The sequence below is a fragment of the Sphingomonas sp. SRI_018 genome (genome assembly GCF_057586275.1).
Map to the genome: position 1 here is coordinate 83,693 of NZ_JBYCZO010000001.1, position 18,794 is coordinate 102,486.

Consider the following 18,794-nt stretch of genomic DNA (forward strand, 5'->3'; position numbering starts at 1 on the left):
ATCGACATCAATCTATCACTGATCGGCGACCTGAACAGCGGGGCCGCTGCGGACGTCGTTCGAGGCTTGGAACGCATCCTGTCTCCGCATCGTTGGGCCTCCGTAACAGGAGGCGCACATGATCTTTACCACGCCGACCCAATATGCGGTGCTCGCGTTGTGCCTGATCGCGGGCTGGCTGTTCGGGCTCGCGTCACACCCCGGCGGGCGCAAGTGGCGCGAGCGGCTGCGGCAGGCCGAGGTCGACCACGCCATCTACCGCAAGGACGCTGAAGCCCGCATCGCCGCCGCCGAGGCCGAGCGCGACCGGCTGGCCAAGGCGGCGCCGGTCACCGCGCAGATGATCGAAGGCGCCGACACCCGGCCGGCGCGGCGGGGCTGGTTCGGCTGGGGCCGCGACAATCTCTCGCGCATCCGCGGCATCGACGAGGGGCGGGAGAAGGCGATCAACGCCGAGGGGATCAAGACCTATGAGCAGGTCGAGACGATGAGCGTCGAGGACGAGGCCGAGCTCGAACGCCGGCTAGGGCTCGAGCCCGGCACCGTCGCCCGGGAGGACTGGCGCGCCCAGGCAGCGCTGCTGCGCGAAGGGCGCGACGAGGAGCACGGCCGGCGCTGGGGGTGAATCCGTCCTTTCTTGCCTGAAGAGGAAGGACGGCCCTTCGACAAGCTCAGGGCGAACGGAGTTGTTTAGCCCTTAGCCCTCCTTCCCAAGCGCCGCCTGCGCCGCCGCCAGGCGGGCGATGGGCACGCGGTAGGGCGAGGCCGAGACATAATCCAGGCCGACCGCCTCGCAGAAGGCGATGCTCGCCGGGTCGCCGCCGTGCTCGCCGCAGATGCCGAGCTTGAGGCCGTCGCGCGCCGCGCGGCCGCGTTCGGCGGCGATCCTCACCAGCTCGCCGACGCCCTCGACGTCGAGGCTGACGAACGGGTCCTTGGCGTAGATGCCCTGCTCGACATAGGCGGTGAGGAAGCGACCGGCGTCGTCGCGGCTCACGCCCAGCGTGGTCTGGGTCAGGTCGTTGGTGCCGAACGAGAAGAACTCGCCGACCTCGGCGATCTCGCCGGCCTTGAGCGCGGCGCGGGGCAGCTCGATCATCGTGCCGACCAGATAGTCGACGCGCTTGCCGGTCTCGGCGAACACCGCCTCGGCGGCCTTGTCCACGACCGCCTTCATCAGCTCGAGCTCGCGGGCGGTGGCGACCAGCGGAATCATCACCTCGGGCACCGGCGCCTCGTCGAGGCTGACCGCCGCCTCGAAGATCGCGCGGGCCTGCATCTCGTAGATCTCGGGGAAGGTCACGCCCAGCCGGCAGCCGCGGTGGCCGAGCATCGGGTTGAACTCGTGGAGCTCGGCGGCACGGCGCTTGAGCGTCTCGATGTCGACACCCGAGCTTTCCGCGACCTCGGCGAACTCGCTTTCCTCGTGCGGCAGGAACTCGTGCAGCGGCGGGTCGAGCAGGCGGATGGTGCAGGGGAGGCCGGCCATCACCCGGAAGATCTCGGCGAAGTCGGCGCGCTGCTCGGGCAGCAGCTTGTCGAGCGCGGCGCGGCGGCCGGCTTCGTCCGACGCCAGGATCATCTGGCGGACCGCGGTGATGCGGCCGGTGTCGAAGAACATGTGCTCGGTGCGGCAGAGGCCGATGCCCTCCGCGCCGAATTCGCGTGCGGTGCGGCAGTCGAGCGGGGTCTCGGCATTGGCGCGGACCTTGAGGCGGCGCACTGCGTCGGCCCACACCATCAGCGTGCCGAAGTCGCCGGCGAGCTCGGGCTGGATCGTCGGCACCTCGCCGACCATCACCTCGCCGGTGGTGCCGTCGATGGTGATGACCTCGCCCGCGCGGACCTCGCGCTGGCCGACGCGCATCACGCCTTCGGAGGCCTTGATCGACAGGGTGCCGGCGCCCGACACGCAGGGGCGGCCCATGCCGCGCGCCACCACCGCGGCGTGGCTGGTCATGCCGCCGCGTGCGGTCAGGATGCCCTTGGCGGCGTGCATGCCGTGGATGTCCTCGGGGCTGGTCTCGACGCGGACCAGGATCACGCTCTCGCCGGCGACGGCCGCCTTCTCGGCGGCGTCGGCGTCGAACACCACCTTGCCCGATGCGGCGCCCGGGGAGGCGGGGAGGCCCTTGGTCAGCACGTCGCGCGGCGCTTGCGGATCGAGCGTCGGGTGGAGCAGCTGGTCGAGCGCGGCGGGGTCGACGCGGAGGATCGCTTCCTCCTTCGTGATCAGCCCCTCGTTGGCCATGTCGACCGCGATCTTGAGCGCGGCCTTGGCGGTGCGCTTGCCCGAACGGGTCTGGAGCATCCAGAGCTTGCCCTGCTGCACCGTGAACTCGATGTCCTGCATGTCGCGATAGTGGCGCTCGAGCAGGTCGAAGACCTTGGCCAGCTCGGCATAGGTCTCGGGCAGCGCCTCTTCCATCGACAGCGGCCTGGCGCCGGCGGCCTCGCGGGCGGCCTTGGTGAGGTACTGCGGGGTGCGGATGCCGGCGACGACGTCCTCGCCCTGGGCGTTGATCAGGAACTCGCCGTAATAGGCGTTGGCGCCGGTCGAGGGATCGCGGGTGAAGGCGACGCCGGTCGCCGAGGTGTCGCCCATGTTGCCGAACACCATCGCCTGGACGTTGACCGCGGTGCCCCAGCTCGCCGGGATGTCGTTGAGGCGGCGGTAGACCTTGGCGCGCTCCGACTGCCAGGAGCCGAACACCGCGCCGATCGCGCCCCACAGCTGGTCGTGGACGTCCTGCGGGAAGGGCTTGCTCCACAGCTCCTCGACCAGCGCCTTGTATTCGGCGACCAGCGCCTGCCAGTCGGCGGCGGTCATCTCGGTGTCGAGGGTGTAGCCGCGGTCCTCCTTGGCGATCTCCAGCGCTTCCTCGAAGCGGGCGTGGTCGAGCTCCAGCACCACGTCGGAATACATCTGGATGAAGCGGCGGTAGCTGTCCCAGGCGAAGCGCTGGTCGCCGGAGACGGCGGCGAGACCCTGAACGGTCAGGTCGTTGAGGCCGAGGTTGAGGACGGTGTCCATCATCCCCGGCATCGAGGCGCGGGCGCCCGAGCGGACCGACACCAGCAGCGGGTCGTTGGCATTGCCGAACTTCTTCCCAGTCACGGCTTCGATATGGGCGAGGCCCTGCGCAACCTCCGCCTTGAGGCTGTCGGGGAAGATGCCGCCCTCGTCGTAGTAGCGGGTGCACATCGCCGTGCTGATCGTGAAGCCCGGGGGCACCGGCAGGCCGATCGAGGCCATCTCCGCCAGGTTGGCGCCCTTGCCGCCGAGGAGGTTGCGGTCGCCCTTGCCTCCGTCGGAGACGCCGCCGCCGAAGCGGTAGACGTAGCGCTGGTCGTTGGCGGCGGTCGGAGCGGTGGCCATCATCTGATCCCCTTGATGGAACTCTGTTTCCTGTCCGTGGTGCGCTGCACCATCGGGAGTCTCAAGCCCTGCGGAGACGAGATGTTCCGCGGGCAGGCTCGCCTGGGGAGGCAAAAATCCTGAGTGGAAAAGTTGGTGGCGGCCCTGGTTCGGCGGTGGTTCCGCTTCTTCGTCATTCCCGCGAAGGCGGGAATCCATTCCGGCTGGCCGCCGTGAGTCTCATGACCTTCAGCGACAATGGATTCCCGCCTTCGCGGGAATGACGACGGCGGAGATTGCACTCTTCCTGTCAAGCTGGCCTTCAAACTGCGTCACCACCAAAATGTTGACCAAATTGACTCGTCTCGCATGTGTCAGCCCTCGATCCTGGAGAAGTCGGCGACGGCGTGGACGGCGTCGCGCATGCGGGCGAGGAGGGCCAGGCGCGCGGCACGCTTGTCCTGGTCGGCATCGTTGACGGTGACCGAATCAAAGAATGCGTCGATCGGCGCACGCAAGGTCGCCAGTGCCGCCATCGCCCCCTCGAAATCCTCCCCCTCGACCGCGGCCTTTGCCTTGGGCTCGGCCGAATCGAGTGCCTCGATCAGCGCCTTTTCCGCCGGTTCGGGGGTGTAGGAAAGGGGTTTCTCCTCATGACCCGCGTAGTTCTCCTTCTTGAGGATGTTCGCGGCGCGGCGGTAGCCCGTCAGGAGATTGGCGCCGTCCTCGGTGGCGATGAAGGACTGGAGCGCGCGGACGCGGGCGAGCAGGCGGACGAGGTCGTCCTCGCCGCCGAGGGCGAAGACGGCGTCGATCAGGTCGTGACGGACGCCGGCCTCGCGCTGCTGGACCTTGAGGCGGTCGGCGAAGAAGTCGGGCAAAGCGGCGAGCGCCAGCTTCATTCCCCGTTGGTGAGCCTGATACGCCTCATCCGCCATTTCCGGAGTGCATCGCTGCGTCGTCAAACCGCCGAGACCCCGCGTAATGATCTCCCAAAGGCCCAAGCGAAGGGTGTTTCTCGTCACGGTTTCTATCACGCCCAATGCTGCGCGGCGCAACGCGTAGGGATCGCGGGACCCGGTGGGCCGCTCATCCGCGAAGAAGAAGGCGATCAACGTATCCAGCTTGTCCGCCAGCGACACCGCCACCGTCACCGGCGCGGTCGGGACGTCGTCGCCCTGGCCGACCGGCTTGTAATGGTCGCGGATCGCCTCGGCGACCTCGCGGGGCTCGCCCTGGGCGGCGGCGTAGTAGCCGCCCATCAGGCCCTGGAGCTCGGGGAACTCGCCGACCATGCCGGTGACGAGGTCCGCCTTCGACAGTTTCGCGGCCTGCTCGGCCATGTCGGCGAGCCTCTCAAGCCCCTCCCCTTCAGGGGAGGGGTTGGGGTGGGGGCTATCCGCGGGCGAAGGGGCTTGTGGCACTCCCCCACCCCCAACCCCTCCCCTGAAGGGGAGGGGCTTTACTATGCCCTCCTCGACCAGCCACCGCGCCAGCTTCGCGACGCGGTCGACCTTGTCGGCGACCGTGCCGAGCTTCTCGTGGAAGACGATCTTGTCGAGCTTTCTCGCCTGCTCCTCGAGCGCGGTCTTGAGGTCCGTCTCGTAGAAGAAGCGCGCGTCGGACAGGCGGGCGGCCAGCACCTTGCGGTTGCCCTCGACGATCTTGGCGCCGCCGTCGGTCGCGTCGATGTTGGCGACGCAGACGAAGGCGTTGGCGAGCTTGCCGGCCGCGTCCGAGCAGACGAAGTATTTCTGGTTCACGCGGGCGGTGAGCTGGATCACCTCCGGGGGCACGCTCAGGAAATCCTCGTCGAAGCGGCCGAGCAGGGGGACCGGCCATTCCGTCAGGCCGGCGTTCTCGTAGAGCAGGCCCTCGTCCTCGATCAGCGTCAGGCCCGCCGCCGCGGCCGCCTTGCGCGCGCCCTCGGCGATGATCGCGCGGCGCTCGGCGCCGTCGACGATGACATGGGCGGCGCGCAGCTTCTCGACATAGTCGGCGGCCGAGCCGATCGTGATCGCGCCCGGATGGCGGAAGCGGTGGCCGACGGTCGCGGCGGAACTGGCCAGGCCGGCGACCTCGCACGACACCACCTCGCTGCCGAACAGCGCGACGATGCCTTGGAGCGGGCGCACCCAGCGCAGGCTCTCGGTGGAGAGGGACGCAGCGCCCCAGCGCATCGACTTGGGCCAGGGGAAGATGCGGACGATCGCCGGAATCGCCTCGGCGAGCAGCTCCGCGGTGGCGCGGCCGGGCTTGTCGATGACGGCGAAGAGCACGCCATCCCGCTCGACGAGCTGGTCCCGGCGGAGGCCGGTCTTGCGCAGGAAGCCTTCGAGCGCCTGTGCGGGGGCATTGGCGCGGGGGCCCTTCACCTCCTCGGAGACGGCGGCGGTCTCGTCGGGAAGGCCGCGTGCGATGAGGGCGAGGCGGCGCGGGGTGGCGTAGGTGACGGTCTCGGCGGCGGCGAGGCCCGACTTGGCGAGCTCGGCGGCGAACAGGCGGGCGAGGTCCTCGCGCGCCTTCTCCTGCATGCGCGCGGGAATCTCCTCCGAGCGGAGTTCGAGGAGGAAGTCGGTCATCGTGCGTGGGCCTGATTTTGTTCACGCGAAGGCGCGAAGGCGCGAAGATTATTGGATTCACGCGGAGACGCGGAGACGCGGAGTGGTCGGGTCCGTCGGTGCGTGAGCCGCGTCAGCGGCTCTTTCAGGGCGATTGGCACAAGAGATTGAAGGTCTCGCTGGCGCGAGACGTTCGCCGCGCGCGGTGTTCTTCGCGTCTCCGCGTCTCCGCGTGAACAAATCTTCGCGCCTTCGCGCCTTCGCGTGAACAGGTATGTCACGCCGCCCACCCGTTCTTTTCCATCCACGCCGCGCAGCTGCCCTTGGCCAGGTCGCGGACGCGGCCGATATAGGCCTGGCGCTCGGCGACCGAGATGACGCCGCGCGCGTTCAGCAGGTTGAAGATGTGGCTCGCCTCGATCGCCTGTTCGTAGGCGGGGATGGGGAGCTTCGCCTCCAGGCAATTCTCGCACTCGGCCGCGGCCTTGCGGAACAGGTCGAACAGCGCGTCGGTGTCGGCGATCTCGAAGTTCCACTTCGACATCTGCTTCTCGTTCTCCAGGAACACGTCGCCATACGACACGCCGTCATCGTTGAAGGCGAGGTCGTAGACGTTGTCCTTGTCCTGGATGTACATCGCGAGCCGCTCGAGCCCGTAGGTGAGCTCGCCCGCGACCGGCTTGCAGTCGAAGCCGCCCATCTGCTGGAAATAGGTGAACTGCGTCACCTCCATCCCGTCGCACCATACCTCCCAGCCGAGGCCCCACGCGCCGAGCGTCGGCGATTCCCAATCGTCCTCGACGAAGCGGATGTCGTGGCGCGCGAAATCGATGCCGATCGCGGCGAGCGAGCCCAGGTACATCTCCTGGAGGTCGGGCGGGCTCGGCTTCAGGATGACCTGATACTGGTAATAATGCTGGAGCCGGTTCGGGTTCTCGCCGTAGCGGCCGTCGGTCGGGCGGCGGCAGGGCTGGACGAAGGCGCAGTTCCAGGGATCGGGCCCGAGCGCGCGCAAGGTCGTCGCGGGATGGAAGGTGCCGGCGCCCATGCGCATGTCATAGGGCTGGAGGATCACGCAACCCCTGGCCGCCCAATAGTCGTGGAGCGTCAGGATCATGCGCTGGAAGGAGAGCGGTGTGTCGGTCACGGCCGCGCGTCTGCCGGATGGGCGGGCGGAGGGCAAGCCTCGTGCGTTTGATATGGTCGGCGCCGGCTCGCTCCCGTAAACCATCAATGCCGATTGACTTGGCCGCGCTTCCCGTGTCCCACCCCGGCGATACAGTCGACGGAGTTTCCATGCGCAGCCTGACCTCGATCGCCGCCATCCTGCTCGCGAGCCTGCCGCTTCCCGCCTGCGGCCAGACCGCGCCGGCCCCTCAGCCGGCCGCGACCGATGCCGATCCGGCGCTGTGGGTGGTGAAGGACGAGGACACGACCATCTATCTGTTCGGCACGGTCCATGTGCTGAAGCCGGGCCTCAGCTGGTTCGACGAAGCGGTGAAGACGGCGTTCGACAAATCGGACAGCCTGGTGCTGGAGCTGGTCCAGCCGGCGCCGGAGGAGATGCAGCGGATCGTGCTGAGCAAGGCGATGACGCCGGCGGGCGAGCCGACGCTCACCGAGCGCGTGCCGGCGGACAAGCGCGACGCCTATATCAAGGCGGTGACCGATATCGGCGCGCCGGCCAATGCCTTCGACCGGTTCGATCCGTGGCTCGCGGCGGTCAACCTGTCGCTCGTGCCGCTGGTGAAGGCGGGCTACGATCCCAAGAACGGGCCGGAGAGCGTGCTGACCGAGGCAGCCAAGGCGGCGGGGAAGCCCGTCACCGGCCTCGAGACCGCCGAGCAGCAGATCGGCTATTTCGACGCGCTGTCGCCGGACGCGCAGATGACCTTCCTCACCTCTACGCTCGACGAGCTGCCCAAGGCGGTACCGCTGATGGGCGAGATGGTCGACGACTGGGCCAAGGGCGACCCGGACGCGCTCGCCAGGCTGCTCAACGACAACCTCAAGGATTCGCCGGAGGTGGCGAAGACGATCCTCTACGATCGCAACGCGCGCTGGGCCGGCTGGATCGCCGAACGGATGAAGCAGCCGGGGACGGTGTTCGTCGCGGTGGGGGCAGGACACCTCGCCGGGGACAGGAGTGTGATCGCGGACCTGAAGGCGCATCACCTGACGGCGGAGCGGGTGAAGTATTGAGCTTCCTAAGCCCCTCCCCTTCAGGGGAGGGGTTGGGGGTGGGGCAGTGCCTCAGGCGGATCGCCTGCCGATAGGCCCCACCCCAACCCCTCCCCTGAAGGGGAGGGGCTTAGACAGGTTGCACCCGTCTCCCTTCTCCGCTAAGGGCGCGCGCTTGCCGTGGCAGGGTCATCCCTGGAGGCCTGTCCGGTGAATATGAAACACTTAACGCAGATCGGAACACGACAATGAGCGAGACGCTTACCCTGTCGGCCGAGACGCGTGACCGGGCTGGCAAGGGAGCCTCCCGGGCGCTGCGTCGCGAAGGCCGCGTGCCCGCCGTCATCTACGGCAACAAGAAGGACCCCGTCGGCGTCAGCCTCAACGAGCGCGAGCTCGTCAAGGCGCTGAACACCGGGCACTTCATGAACTCGGTGGTGATGGTCAACGGCGAGCGCACGCTGCCGAAGGACGTCCACTTCCATCCGGTCACCGATCGTCCGCTCCACGTCGACTTCCTGCGCATCAGCGAGCACGCCAAGGTCACCGTCGCGGTGCCGGTGGTGTTCACCGACGAGGAAGAGGCGCCCGGCATCAAGCGCGGCGGCGTGCTCAACGTCGTCCGCCACGAGCTCGAGCTGGTGTGCGACGCGGCCCACATCCCTGACGAGATTCACATCTCGCTGAAGGGCGTCGAGGTCGGCGATTCGATCCACATCTCGGCGGTGACGCTGCCCAAGGGCGTGGAGAGCGCGATCACCGACCGCGACTTCACCATCGCCACGGTCGTGGCGCCGTCCGCGCTCAAGTCGAGCGAGGGCGAGACCCAGACTGAGGTCACCGGCGAGGGTGAAGGCGAGGCCGAAGGCGAGTAAACGCGTCTAGCCCTCTCCCTTCCGGGGAGAGGGTTGGGAGAGGGGCGGTGCCGCGGGCGAAGGTCTCGGTGAGACCCCGCCCCCTCTCCCAACCCGCATCTGGTAAACAGCGCCCCGCGCTGTTTAGGTGATGCTGGGGGCATCACCGGGCCAGATGCGCCCCAAGGGGAGAGGGCTTAACGATGCAGCTCTGGGCCGGCCTGGGCAATCCAGGTCCCACATATGCGATGCACCGCCACAACGTCGGCTTCATGGCGGCCGACGCGATCGCCGAGGTGCATGGTTTCTCGGCGCCGAAGAAGCAGTTCCAGGGCTGGGTGCAGGAAGGGCGGATCGGGCCGGAGAAGATCATCCTCCTGAAGCCCGCGACCTTCATGAACGAGAGCGGCCGGTCGATCCGCGCCGCGCTCGACTTCTACAAGCTGACGCCGGCGGACGTCACCGTCTTCTACGACGAGCTCGATCTCGCGCCGATGAAGGTCAAGGTGAGGCGTGGCGGCGGCGCGGCGGGGCACAACGGCATCCGCTCGACCATCCAGCATATCGGCGAGGATTTCCGCCGCGTGCGCATCGGCATCGGTCATCCCGGGCACAAGGACCGGGTGACCGGCCACGTCCTGGGCAATTACCACAAGACCGAGATCGAGCCGCTTTCCGACCTGCTGGGCGCGATCGCCGCCGAGGCGGAGTGGCTGGCGAAGGGCGATGACGCACGCTTCATGAACGACGTCGCGCTGAGGCTGGGCGAATGACCACGCGGGCGCTGTTTCCCACCTTCTTCTACGAAGGCCGACTCGATGACGAAGCATTGGTTGCCGAGCTCGCCGAAGCCTGTCGCGACCTGGCGGCCGAGGACCGTGCGGGGCGTGCCTGGTCGAAGGAGCATGGCTACCGGGGCTATACCAGCTACGCCTCGCTGGACGATCTGCCGCAGCGTGACCCGCGGTTCGACGATCTGGTACGGCTGCTCAACCGGCATGTCGCGGCATTCGCGAAGGATTGCGGGTTCGAGCTGGGCGGGCGTCGGCTCAGGCTCGACAGCCTGTGGGTCAACGTCCTGAAGCCGGGCGGCACCCATTCGGGCCATATCCACCCGCACAGCGTCGTCTCGGGCACGGTCTATGTCGCGGTGCCGCCGGGATCGGGCGCGCTCAAGCTCGAGGACCCGCGGCTGCCGATGCTGATGGCGGCGCCGGGGCGGCCCGACACCTTCGTCTATGCCGAGCCGGCCGTGGGCAGCGTGTTCCTGTGGGAAAGCTGGCTGCGGCACGAGGTGATGCCGAACCGGGCGAAGGATGACCGGATCAGCATCAGCTTCAACTATCGGTGAGGCGTCGAGTCGCCGTCATCCCGGCGAAAGCCGGGATCTCGTGCGGCGGCGCGATACGGCCGGAGATCCCGGCTTTCGCCGGGATGACGGTGCTGTTCAGCCGATCCCGCCTCGCCGAGGTCCCATCAAGCCGTCTGGATATATTCGCGCATCGCATTGGCTTCGGATTCGATGCGGTCGATCCGGTATTTGACCAGATCGCCGATCGACACGAAGCCCACCATCCGGCCGCCGTCGACCACCGGCAGGTGGCGGATGCGCCGCCGCGTCATCAGCGACAGCGCGCCGAGCACCGGCTCGTCGGGCCGCACCGTCAGCGCGGGCGAGGTCATCCGCTCGCGCACCGGCCGGTCGAGCGCTCCCGCGCCCTCCGCGGCGAGCGCGTGGATCACGTCGCGTTCGGAGAAGATGCCGGCGACCTGGCCGCCGTCGACCACCGGCACCGCCCCGATCCGCCGCTCGGCGAGCAGCGCGACCACGTTGGAGACCAGCGTGTCGCCGCTGACCGACACCACCTCATGCCCCTTGCCGCCCAGGATTGCCGCGATCGTCATCGCCTTCTCTCCTAATCAGCCTATCTGCTTGAGTGTCCCACGAATCACGCGCAATGGGAAGCGATGGAGAAACCTCCGGGCGGCCTCGACGATCCCGACTATGCCGCCTTCGCCTGGGCGCGTTATCGGCGGCTGCTGGGTTGGATGGCGCTGGTCGCCGCGGTGGCGGCGGGCGTGGCGGTGGCGGTGCTGTGGTGGTGGGTCGGGCCGCTGCCGATCCACGTCGCGATCGCGACCGCGCTGGGAGTGGGCTTCACCGTCCTGATGGCGGCGGCGTTGATGGGGCTGGTGTTCCTGAGCTCCGGCACCGGACATGACGAGGAGGTCGAACGGGCCGACCTGGGCGAGGATGCGCAGGCGTGGAAGGACGGGGACTCCTAGTTCCTCCCCGGCACGGGGAGGGGGACCAGCGCAGCTGGTGGAGGGGGAGCGCGGCAGGCGACGTCGTTTGGGGCGAGCCCCCTCCACCGCCTTCGGCGGTCCCCCTCCCCGTGCCGGGGAGGACCTGAAAAGAAAAGGGCGGGATTCGGCTGAATCCCGCCCTCTGCTTGACTTGGCGATGTCGCCGGTCACGCCGTCGGCGTGGCCTCCTCGTCGCTGGTGCGGCGACGGCGGGTGCGGCGGGGGCGCTCCTCCGCCGGCTCGGCGGCGCCGTTCGGCTCGGTCGACAGCGACGGCGGCAGGCGGTCGACGTCGAACATGCTGGGCTCCGCTGCCTCGGCCTCGACCGGAACCTTGCGCGGGCGGCCGCGGCGCGGCCGCTCGGGGGCAGGGGCGGGGGCCTCGTCGTGCGGCTCGTCCGCGGCAGCGGTAGGAGCAGGACGCGCCTCGGCGACCGGCGCCCGCTCGTCGGCAGCGACATCGAAGCCGTTGGCGTAGCCGTTGCCATGGCTGGTATAGCCGTTGCGCGGCTCGCGCACCTCGCGCGGCTCACGGTCGCGACGGAACTCGCGCTGTCCGCGGTTCTCACGGTCGCCGCGCGGCTCACGATTCTCGCGATTGTCGCGATCCTGGCCCTGATAGGCGTCCGCGGTCGCAGGCTCGCCCTCGAAGCCGAACTCCTCGTCCTCCTCGCCCTCGGCGTCCTCGCGCTGGCGGCGGTTCTCCTCGAAGCGCGCGCGGCTCTCGTTGAGCACGCGGAAATAATGGTCCGCGAACTGGAGGTAATATTCGGTGTTGACGCGGTCGCCGCTCATCTGCGCGTCGCGCGCCAGATTCTTGTATTTCTCGAGAAGCTGCGCCGCGTTGCCGCGCGCGCGGTTGTCGATGCGGTTGCCGTTGTCCGGGCGCCCCGGATTATTCCCTGAGCGCTGCCCGCCACGGCCGCGACGGCGGCCGGCCTGACGATTATTGATCAATTTAGTCTGTCCTGTCCTTGCAACTGGCCCCCGCCAGACCCGTTCACGGGCATTGCGGGCGCATGACAACACCCCCCGGGCGCCGCCGGACGATCCGGCGGATCAGCGCCCCGCCATTGGCCGCCGGACTGCAGCGGCTTCATGACTTGATTGGGCGAGCGCCTCTGCTTTCAAAAGCTGGTCGAAGGTGCCTGCCCCGCGAAATGCCTTAGCGGCTGCGGCACCGATCGCCAAGCGGAATATTGGGTCGCGGTACGGCGGTTTCAAGCGGCGAGGATAGCCCGCGGATGACCGGCGAGGTCGCGGCGGAGCGTGGCGGCGAGGCCCTGCGCCTCGACGAGCGCGGTGACTGTGTCGGCCTGGGTCCAGCCGATTTCGAGGATCGCCACGCCGCCGGGGGCGAGCAGGCGCGGGAGATGCGGCACGATCGCGCGATAGGCATCGAGCCCGTCTGCGCCGGCGAACAGAGCCGAGGCGGGTTCATGCTCGCGCACCTCGGCGGGAAGGGGTTCGGCTGTCCCGATATAGGGCGGATTGGCGAGGATTAGATCGAAAGAGTCCGCGATTCGCGCCGCCCAATCGCCGAGGACGAAGCGTGCGCGGCCGCTCATCCCGAGCGAGGCGACGTTGCGCCACGCCCAGGTGAGCGCGCGGGAGGACGAATCGACGCCGAGGCCGGTCGCCTGCGGCCATTCGGCGAGCGCCGCCAGCAGCAGCGTGCCGGGGCCGGTGCCGAGGTCGAGCACGCGTGCGGGGCCCGGGGTTTCCTTGAAGTGATCGACGGCCGCCTCGATCAGCGTCTCGCTGTCGGCCCGCGGTACGAGGGCGCCGGGGCCGACCTGGAGCTCGATCGTCCAGAAATCGCGCTTGCCGAGGATGTAGGCGATGGGTTCGTGCGCGGCGCGGCGGGCGGCCAGCTCGGCGAAAGCGAGCGGGGCGGGGGTGTCGATCAGGCCACGGAGCAGCATCTCGTCGCGAGTGGTGCCGAGGGCGTGCGCCATCAGCAGCTCGGCATCGAGGCGAGGGGTTTCGGAGAAGGTGAATTGCTCGGCGGCGCGGGCGATCGCCTCCCGCGCAAGCCCCTCCCCTTCAGGGGAGGGGTTGGGGTGGGGCCTATCCTCAGGCGATATCGCTTGGGGCACTGCCCCACCCCCAACCCCTCCCCTGAAGGGGAGGGGCTTATCCTGTTCTTCAGGCATCCAAACTCGCCAGCCGCTCGGCCTCGTCCTCGGCGACGAGGGCGCCGACCAGCTCGTCCATCTCGCCTTCCAGAATCTCCGGCAAGCGGTGGAGCGTGAGGTTGATGCGGTGGTCGGTGACGCGGCCCTGGGGGAAATTATAGGTGCGGATGCGCTCGGAACGGTCGCCCGAGCCGACCATCGCCCGGCGCGTGCCCGAGCGCTCGGCGGCGAGCCGCTCGCGCTCGGCCTCGTAGAGGCGGGTGCGCAGGACCTTCATCGCCTTGGCGCGGTTCTTGTGCTGGCTGCGTTCGTCCTGCTGGATGACGACGATGCCGGTCGGGATATGGGTGATGCGGATCGCCGAGTCGGTGGTGTTGACGTGCTGACCGCCGGCACCCGACGAGCGGTAGATGTCGACGCGCAGGTCCTTGTCGTCGATCTGGACGTCGACGTCCTCGGCCTCGGGCAGCACCGCGACGGTGGCGGCGGAGGTGTGGATACGGCCGCCGCTCTCGGTCACCGGCACGCGCTGGACGCGGTGGACGCCGCTCTCGAACTTCAACTTCGCGAACACGCCCTTGCCTTCGACCGAGGCGATCACCTCCTTGTAGCCGCCGGCCTCGGAGGGGGAGGCGGAGATCAGCTCGACCTTCCAGCCCTGGCGGTCGGCATAGCGCTGGTACATGCGCAGCAGGTCGCCGGCGAACAGCGCCGCCTCGTCGCCGCCGGTGCCGGCGCGGATCTCGAGCATCGCCGCGCGCTCGTCGGCGACGTCGCGGGGGAGGAGAGCGAGGGCGAGGTTGCGCTCGGCCACCTCCAGCGCGGTCTTATTGAGGTGCAGCTCCTCGACCGCCATCGCGCGCAGCTCGTCGTCGCCGTCCTGCGCCATGAAGGCGAGGCTGTCCGCCTCGGCGCGCAGGCGGCGCACCTCGGCGGCGGCGTGGGCGACGGGCTCGAGCTCGGCATATTCCTTCGAGACCTGGACGAAACGGTCCGACGGCAGGTCGCCGGTCGCCATCATCGCCTGCAGTTCGTCGCGCCGCGCCTCGATCTGCGCGATACGGTCGGCGGGGATGCGCATTAATCCGCTCCCACCGTCACCCCGGCGAAGGCCGGGGTCCACGGAGCCGCACGCTCCGGGCTCGATGCTCTTGCTTCAGACCGTGCCGGGCGGTGGACCCCGGCCTGCGCCGGGGTGACGGAGAGAGTCACTGCCAGGTCTCCGCCAGCTCGCGAAGGAGGGCTTCCACGCGCGCGTGCTCGGGGGCGTCACTCGCGGAGCGACTGTTGGCTACCGGTTTGTCACCGGAACGTCCGATCGACACCAGCACCTTTGCCGGCACCTTTGTCGCCTTGTCGTAGCGCTTCTTGGGCGATCCTGTAGCGATCATATCGGCAGACATGCCATCCGCCCGGAGCCTCCCGAGCACAGCCTGTGCAATGCCCAGCACGTCGTCACGCTCGACAGCGAGGATCACATCCAGCCTGTCCGCCGGCGGCTCCGCAATCAGCATGGCCAGCCGCTCGACTCCCGCCGCCCAGCCGACGCCGGGCGTCGTGGGACCGCCAAGGCTTTCGATCAGTCCGTCATAGCGGCCGCCGGCCAGCACCGTGCCCTGTGCGCCGAGCCGGTCGGTGACGAACTCAAAGGCGGTGTGGCGGTAATAGTCGAGGCCGCGGACCAGCCGCGCGTTGCGGGTCCATTTCACCCCGGCCGCGTCGAGACCGCTGGTCACGCTCTCGAAGAAGGCGCCGGCCTCGCTGGTCAGGAAGTCGTCGATCCCCGGCGCCGCGTCCGCGATCGGGCGGTCGCGCGGGTCCTTGCTGTCGAGGATGCGCAGCGGGTTCTTCTCCAGCCGAGTCAGGCTGTCCTCCGACAGCTCACCACGGTGCTGCTCGAAATGCGCGACCAGCGCCGTGCGCCAGGCGTCGCGCGTCTCGGCATCGCCCAGCGTGTTGAGCTGGAGGGTCACGCCCTCGGCGATGCCCAATTCGTGCAGGAGCTGGTCGGCGAGGGCGAGCAGCTCGACGTCGGCCTGCGGCTCGGCGGCGCCGATCACCTCGGCGTCGATCTGGTGGAACTGGCGGTAGCGGCCTTTCTGCGGGCGCTCGTAGCGGAACACCGGGCCCGACGCGACGAGCTTGAGCGGCGCGTACTGCTGCCAACCCTCGGTCAGGTAGGCGCGGCAGATGCCGGCGGTGAACTCGGGCCTGAGCGTGATCGAATCGCCGCCCTTGTCGGCGAAGGTATACATCTCCTTCGACACGACGTCGGTGGTCTCGCCGATCGAGCGCGCGAAGACCTGCGTGTCTTCGAAGATCGGAATCTCGACGCGCTGGAAGCCGTAGAGCCGCCGCACGTGGTCGAACCTCTCCAGCACGTGCGCGAACCGCCGCTGGTCCTCGCCGAAGATGTCCTGGGTGCCGCGGATGCGGTTGGGAGTGGTGACGCGCGCCATGGGTCGCGCTCTCTATTCGCTCGACCGGTGCGATGCAAAGGTCTTGCAGCTTGAATCCGGCAGGGACGCGGGCTAATTCCCGCCGTCTGCCGGTGGGCGGGTATAGCACAATGGTAGTGCAGCAGCCTTCCAAGCTGCCTTGGACCACGGTTTTCCGCGGGTTTCGCTGCAAAACAGCCCCAGAAAATAGCGTTTCGCATCAATAGCTTGGAAATCGGGTGCAAAACGAAATCACCCCTCCGGAGCCCGACCACATCGACCGGCTGATCGCCTCGCTGGAGGCGAAATGGGATGCCGCGCGTGGCAAGACCGGATGGCCCAGCGAGGTGCAGGAATACGCGGCAGCGGCCTATTGGAGCGTGCCGAAACTGATCGCGGAGATAAGGCGCCTTCGCGCTTGCCAGCGATAGGAACAGATAGCGTACATTCGCCGCCCACGAATCGGAGCTGGCATGGACGCGCCCAAGCGCTTCACCACGATCAAGGACATGGACCGCGCAGGCTTCGACCTGCGGCTCTGGTGCTATGCGTGTCAGCGAGACGCCGTGATCAACGGGATCGTCTGGATGGAGTTCGAGGACCGCGGCCTGCCGCTGGACATCGAGGAGGCCCGCCAGCATTTTCGCTGCTCGCGGTGCGGCGCTCGGGATTGCCTGATCGTGCCCACCAAGCCGCGCGGACCGCGGCCAAAGGATGCGACTGGCATGGCAGTAACCTGGTTCTTCGCCAATCGAGCGGCAGCGAGGAGGCGATGATCCGCCGGCCCAAGCTGATCGAGATAGAGGCCGCGATCGTGCTTGCGCTGACGATCGCGGCCCTGACGTCGCCGTTCTGGAGTTAGAGCGCGTCGCCCAGCTCCTGCTGCACCGCCTGGTGCTCGGCATCGGACTGCGCCTGCGCCGCGGCATAGCGCTGCTTCAGCTGCTCCTGCGTCTCCCCGCCCGTCACGGCGATGAAGCCCTCGTAGAGCCGCTTGGCCGCCTCGCTTGCTTCGCCGACGAACTGGATGGCCTTCAGGATCGTGTCGAGGTCGAACTTCATTGCTTCTCTCCCAAGGCGTTGACCAGGCCAGCTATGGCGCTCCGGGCGCTTTCGACCGCGCTGCGGTAGCTGGCCGCGTTGCCGGCCTCGTAGGCAGCGCGAACCGCCTGCACCGCCGCATAGGCGCGGGTATCGAGCTCGGCCGCGCGCGCGCGATCGGCCGGCGAGAGCAACCCAGCGCGATTCGCGGTGCGGACCGCGAGCACGGCGGACTGATAGGCGAGCTCGACCGAGAGCGCGGCCTGTTCGTCGACCTTGGTCTGATCGGCGACGCTCGCCGGGGCGGGCGGAACGCCGCCCGGCAGATTGCAGGCGCAGAGCGCCAGCCCCGCGCAGAGCGCGAGGACAATTCGGAATCGCATGGGTGTCTCCTTGGTTGTGAGGGAGCCTATTCGGCCGTGCCACTCACCGGCGCTCCCTCGGCGGCGGTGATGCTCTTGGCGAGGTCGCGCGTCGTATCGAGCGCGTGGGTGAGCTGTTCGTCGCGCGCCGCCTCCCGTTCGGCGTCATGCTTGCCGGCGGCATAGGCGAACGCCGCCGCGCCGCCGATCCAGCCGGTGACGATCACGGCCGACGCGAGCGTCAGGAAGCCTTGGCTCTCCCGAAGGTCGGGAATCGCGGCGATCAGCGCGAAGAGGAAGGTCGACTGGAGGAAGAGGCCGAGCCCCAGCCAGCTCCGGAAATCTGCCGGCACCATGCGCTGGATCAACAGCGCGAGCACGTCCCAACCCTTCATGCCCAGCCTCCCGCGGTCGCTGCCGCCTGAAACAGCATCGCGGCGCGCGCGATGATCAGGTCCTTGTCGTGCAGGTTGATGATCGGCCGCGCCGCCGTGAACTGCGCCAGCGTCGCCGGGCCCTTCGCGGGCAGGTAGCGGGCCAGCGTATGGCGGCCCTTCTTGTCCCCGGAGAACCAGCCTTCCGTCATGCCCCGGCGAAGAATGAAGGCGGCGATGTCGGGTCGCATGGCGAGGTCCGGATTGCCGACGAGCTCGCCGGCCTTGATCAGTCCGGCCTGCGTCAGCTCCTCGTCCGCCTTGACGTAATTGCCCTCCCATGTGAGCTGCACATAGCCGCGGCCATACCATGGCCAATAACGGAGGTTCTTCTTCCGCCAGTCCTCGGAAAGCCAATAGGCCTCGCGCACTGGCTGCATCGTCGAGTTGGTCTCGTGATAGGCGGTAGCGAGCGCATAGGCGACGAACGCGATCGGCGTTCCCGCCATCGCCTTCAGGATGTTCGAGCAGCCCTCAACCTCGCCGGCCGAGAGGGTCGGGCCTAGAATGCCCGCGCGGACGCTATCGAAGAACTTCGCTTCGCTGTTCATCATCTTGTCTCCGGGGATTATTCGGCCACCGCCATGGCCGTGATTGGGGCGGCAACGAGGATGCCCTTCTCGGTCGCCTCGGCGTGCTCCATCGCCGCGAGCTCGCCGCGAATGTTGGCCAAGGCCTCCTTCCGGCGCGCCGCGGGGATGTCGAACAGGTGCAGCAGCGAGTGGATCATCATCCGCTGGTTGTTCGAGCGGTGCCGCTCGACGCGAACCTCCGCCTCGTACTTGGCGAGCTTGTCGTCACACCGGCGTCGCTCGTCCGCCAGGTCGCCCTCGGCGCGGTGGACGCGCTCTTCGAGCGAGGTGATGCGCCCCTCCAGCTCCTCGCGGATCGCCTGCCATTCGCGGTCGATCCGCTCTTGCTGCTGGTCGAGGCGCCCCTCGCGCCGCTCCACGCGGCCCGTCATCCAGTTGAGCAGCCAGCGGCCGAGCAGGATGACAAGCGCAAACCCGCCTCCGGCGCCGGCCGCTTGAAAGCCGAGGCCCGCCAGTTTCGACTCAATCAAGGACTGTCTCCCGATGCCCGAGCGCCCCCTGCGCCGGGCATGAAAAAGCCCGCGCGAG

General features: G+C 68.5%; 21 protein-coding genes. 8 read left to right on the top strand and 13 right to left on the bottom strand.

Annotated elements, in window-relative coordinates:
- Positions 1-118: 118 nt before the first annotated feature.
- Positions 119-625, top strand: a complete 507-nt coding sequence (locus AC2YHA_RS00420; protein ID WP_487399920.1) for a hypothetical protein — start codon at positions 119-121, stop codon at positions 623-625.
- Between the two features lie 72 nt (positions 626-697).
- On the opposite strand, the gene ppdK is transcribed toward AC2YHA_RS00420, so the two are convergent.
- From ppdK to AC2YHA_RS00435, 3 genes are all read right to left on the bottom strand, one after another.
- Positions 698-3,382: a pyruvate, phosphate dikinase gene (gene ppdK / locus AC2YHA_RS00425; RefSeq protein WP_487399921.1), complete on the bottom strand. Its 2,685-nt coding sequence runs from the start codon at positions 3,380-3,382 to the stop codon at positions 698-700.
- A gap of 350 nt (positions 3,383-3,732) precedes the next feature.
- On the bottom strand, positions 3,733-5,940 hold the full coding sequence (gene glyS, locus AC2YHA_RS00430) for a glycine--tRNA ligase subunit beta (RefSeq protein WP_487399922.1): 2,208 nt from the start codon (positions 5,938-5,940) through the stop codon (positions 3,733-3,735).
- A gap of 256 nt (positions 5,941-6,196) precedes the next feature.
- A complete protein-coding gene (locus AC2YHA_RS00435) occupies positions 6,197-7,036 on the bottom strand; it encodes a glycine--tRNA ligase subunit alpha (RefSeq protein WP_487401671.1) in 840 nt (279 codons plus the stop codon).
- Between the two features lie 179 nt (positions 7,037-7,215).
- On the opposite strand from AC2YHA_RS00435, the gene AC2YHA_RS00440 reads away from it, so the two are divergent.
- The 4 genes from AC2YHA_RS00440 (at position 7,216) to AC2YHA_RS00455 (ending at position 10,305) form a co-directional block, all read left to right on the top strand.
- Positions 7,216-8,121 (top strand): TraB/GumN family protein, encoded by a 906-nt coding sequence (locus tag AC2YHA_RS00440; RefSeq protein WP_487399923.1) that lies wholly within the window; start codon positions 7,216-7,218, stop codon positions 8,119-8,121.
- 227 nt (positions 8,122-8,348) lie between these two features.
- Positions 8,349-8,975: a 50S ribosomal protein L25/general stress protein Ctc gene (locus AC2YHA_RS00445; protein ID WP_487399924.1), complete on the top strand. Its 627-nt coding sequence runs from the start codon at positions 8,349-8,351 to the stop codon at positions 8,973-8,975.
- A gap of 182 nt (positions 8,976-9,157) precedes the next feature.
- Positions 9,158-9,727 (top strand): aminoacyl-tRNA hydrolase, encoded by a 570-nt coding sequence (gene pth / locus AC2YHA_RS00450; RefSeq protein ID WP_487399925.1) that lies wholly within the window; start codon positions 9,158-9,160, stop codon positions 9,725-9,727.
- Positions 9,724-10,305 (top strand): TIGR02466 family protein, encoded by a 582-nt coding sequence (locus tag AC2YHA_RS00455; protein WP_487399926.1) that lies wholly within the window; start codon positions 9,724-9,726, stop codon positions 10,303-10,305. Before pth ends, AC2YHA_RS00455 begins: the two co-directional genes overlap by 4 nt.
- A 125-nt stretch (positions 10,306-10,430) precedes the next feature.
- Here AC2YHA_RS00455 and AC2YHA_RS00460 read toward each other — a convergent pair whose 3' ends face one another.
- Positions 10,431-10,859 (bottom strand): CBS domain-containing protein, encoded by a 429-nt coding sequence (locus tag AC2YHA_RS00460; RefSeq protein WP_487399927.1) that lies wholly within the window; start codon positions 10,857-10,859, stop codon positions 10,431-10,433.
- 63 nt (positions 10,860-10,922) lie between these two features.
- Between AC2YHA_RS00460 and AC2YHA_RS00465 the strand changes: the two genes are divergently transcribed.
- Positions 10,923-11,240, top strand: a complete 318-nt coding sequence (locus AC2YHA_RS00465) for a hypothetical protein (RefSeq protein WP_487399928.1) — start codon at positions 10,923-10,925, stop codon at positions 11,238-11,240.
- A 188-nt stretch (positions 11,241-11,428) separates the two neighbouring features.
- Here AC2YHA_RS00465 and AC2YHA_RS00470 read toward each other — a convergent pair whose 3' ends face one another.
- The 4 genes from AC2YHA_RS00470 to hisS form a co-directional block, all read right to left on the bottom strand.
- Positions 11,429-12,217, bottom strand: coding sequence for a DUF4167 domain-containing protein (locus AC2YHA_RS00470; RefSeq protein ID WP_487399929.1), 789 nt, complete (start codon positions 12,215-12,217; stop codon positions 11,429-11,431).
- A gap of 263 nt (positions 12,218-12,480) precedes the next feature.
- Positions 12,481-13,281 carry a peptide chain release factor N(5)-glutamine methyltransferase gene (prmC, locus tag AC2YHA_RS00475; protein WP_487401672.1) on the bottom strand — a complete coding sequence of 267 codons (801 nt, stop codon included), beginning with the start codon at positions 13,279-13,281 and terminating at the stop codon, positions 12,481-12,483.
- Positions 13,282-13,408: 127 nt separating this feature from the next.
- Positions 13,409-14,479, bottom strand: coding sequence for a peptide chain release factor 1 (gene prfA, locus AC2YHA_RS00480; RefSeq protein ID WP_487399930.1), 1,071 nt, complete (start codon positions 14,477-14,479; stop codon positions 13,409-13,411).
- Positions 14,480-14,606: 127 nt separating this feature from the next.
- Entirely contained in the window at positions 14,607-15,857 is a 1,251-nt protein-coding gene (gene hisS, locus AC2YHA_RS00485) for a histidine--tRNA ligase (RefSeq protein WP_487399931.1), read from the bottom strand.
- Positions 15,858-16,075: 218 nt separating this feature from the next.
- Here hisS and AC2YHA_RS00490 point away from each other — a divergent pair, with 218 nt between their 5' ends.
- The gene (locus AC2YHA_RS00490) at positions 16,076-16,267 is read left to right on the top strand and encodes a hypothetical protein (protein ID WP_487399932.1); all 192 of its coding nucleotides are present in this window, start codon (positions 16,076-16,078) and stop codon (positions 16,265-16,267) included.
- 42 nt (positions 16,268-16,309) lie between these two features.
- Complete coding sequence (locus AC2YHA_RS00495) at positions 16,310-16,612, top strand: hypothetical protein (RefSeq protein WP_487399933.1); 303 nt, start codon at positions 16,310-16,312, stop codon at positions 16,610-16,612.
- Positions 16,613-16,694: 82 nt separating this feature from the next.
- Here the strand turns inward: AC2YHA_RS00495 and AC2YHA_RS00500 are convergent, their stop codons facing one another.
- From AC2YHA_RS00500 to AC2YHA_RS00520, 5 genes are read right to left on the bottom strand one after another with little or no spacing between them, the layout of a single operon-like run.
- Positions 16,695-16,898 carry a hypothetical protein gene (locus AC2YHA_RS00500; protein ID WP_487399934.1) on the bottom strand — a complete coding sequence of 68 codons (204 nt, stop codon included), beginning with the start codon at positions 16,896-16,898 and terminating at the stop codon, positions 16,695-16,697.
- Positions 16,895-17,260 (bottom strand): hypothetical protein, encoded by a 366-nt coding sequence (locus AC2YHA_RS00505; RefSeq protein WP_487399935.1) that lies wholly within the window; start codon positions 17,258-17,260, stop codon positions 16,895-16,897. The genes AC2YHA_RS00500 and AC2YHA_RS00505 overlap by 4 nt, the downstream gene beginning before the upstream one ends.
- Before the next feature lie 26 nt (positions 17,261-17,286).
- Positions 17,287-17,634, bottom strand: a complete 348-nt coding sequence (locus tag AC2YHA_RS00510; RefSeq protein WP_487399936.1) for a hypothetical protein — start codon at positions 17,632-17,634, stop codon at positions 17,287-17,289.
- Positions 17,631-18,224 (bottom strand): hypothetical protein, encoded by a 594-nt coding sequence (locus tag AC2YHA_RS00515; protein ID WP_487399937.1) that lies wholly within the window; start codon positions 18,222-18,224, stop codon positions 17,631-17,633. The genes AC2YHA_RS00510 and AC2YHA_RS00515 overlap by 4 nt, the downstream gene beginning before the upstream one ends.
- A 17-nt stretch (positions 18,225-18,241) precedes the next feature.
- Complete coding sequence (locus AC2YHA_RS00520; RefSeq protein WP_487399938.1) at positions 18,242-18,736, bottom strand: hypothetical protein; 495 nt, start codon at positions 18,734-18,736, stop codon at positions 18,242-18,244.
- Between the last annotated feature and the right edge of the window lie 58 nt (positions 18,737-18,794).

What these genes read in the sequence shown, in the direction of transcription:
- AC2YHA_RS00455 (WP_487399926.1), top strand. Translation starts at nt 9,724, where the DNA reads ATGACCACGCGGGCGCTGTTTCCCACCTTCTTCTACGAAGGCCGACTC.
- AC2YHA_RS00460 (WP_487399927.1), bottom strand. Translation starts at nt 10,859, where the DNA reads ATGACGATCGCGGCAATCCTGGGCGGCAAGGGGCATGAGGTGGTGTCG.
- AC2YHA_RS00495 (WP_487399933.1), top strand. Translation starts at nt 16,310, where the DNA reads ATGGACGCGCCCAAGCGCTTCACCACGATCAAGGACATGGACCGCGCA.
- AC2YHA_RS00420 (WP_487399920.1), top strand. Translation starts at nt 119, where the DNA reads ATGATCTTTACCACGCCGACCCAATATGCGGTGCTCGCGTTGTGCCTG.
- AC2YHA_RS00435 (WP_487401671.1), bottom strand. Translation starts at nt 7,036, where the DNA reads ATGATCCTGACGCTCCACGACTATTGGGCGGCCAGGGGTTGCGTGATC.
- glyS (WP_487399922.1), bottom strand. Translation starts at nt 5,940, where the DNA reads ATGACCGACTTCCTCCTCGAACTCCGCTCGGAGGAGATTCCCGCGCGC.
- AC2YHA_RS00440 (WP_487399923.1), top strand. Translation starts at nt 7,216, where the DNA reads ATGCGCAGCCTGACCTCGATCGCCGCCATCCTGCTCGCGAGCCTGCCG.
- AC2YHA_RS00465 (WP_487399928.1), top strand. Translation starts at nt 10,923, where the DNA reads ATGGAGAAACCTCCGGGCGGCCTCGACGATCCCGACTATGCCGCCTTC.
- prfA (WP_487399930.1), bottom strand. Translation starts at nt 14,479, where the DNA reads ATGCGCATCCCCGCCGACCGTATCGCGCAGATCGAGGCGCGGCGCGAC.
- AC2YHA_RS00505 (WP_487399935.1), bottom strand. Translation starts at nt 17,260, where the DNA reads ATGCGATTCCGAATTGTCCTCGCGCTCTGCGCGGGGCTGGCGCTCTGC.
- pth (WP_487399925.1), top strand. Translation starts at nt 9,158, where the DNA reads ATGCAGCTCTGGGCCGGCCTGGGCAATCCAGGTCCCACATATGCGATG.
- hisS (WP_487399931.1), bottom strand. Translation starts at nt 15,857, where the DNA reads ATGGCGCGCGTCACCACTCCCAACCGCATCCGCGGCACCCAGGACATC.
- AC2YHA_RS00510 (WP_487399936.1), bottom strand. Translation starts at nt 17,634, where the DNA reads ATGAAGGGTTGGGACGTGCTCGCGCTGTTGATCCAGCGCATGGTGCCG.
- ppdK (WP_487399921.1), bottom strand. Translation starts at nt 3,382, where the DNA reads ATGATGGCCACCGCTCCGACCGCCGCCAACGACCAGCGCTACGTCTAC.
- AC2YHA_RS00445 (WP_487399924.1), top strand. Translation starts at nt 8,349, where the DNA reads ATGAGCGAGACGCTTACCCTGTCGGCCGAGACGCGTGACCGGGCTGGC.
- AC2YHA_RS00500 (WP_487399934.1), bottom strand. Translation starts at nt 16,898, where the DNA reads ATGAAGTTCGACCTCGACACGATCCTGAAGGCCATCCAGTTCGTCGGC.
- AC2YHA_RS00515 (WP_487399937.1), bottom strand. Translation starts at nt 18,224, where the DNA reads ATGAACAGCGAAGCGAAGTTCTTCGATAGCGTCCGCGCGGGCATTCTA.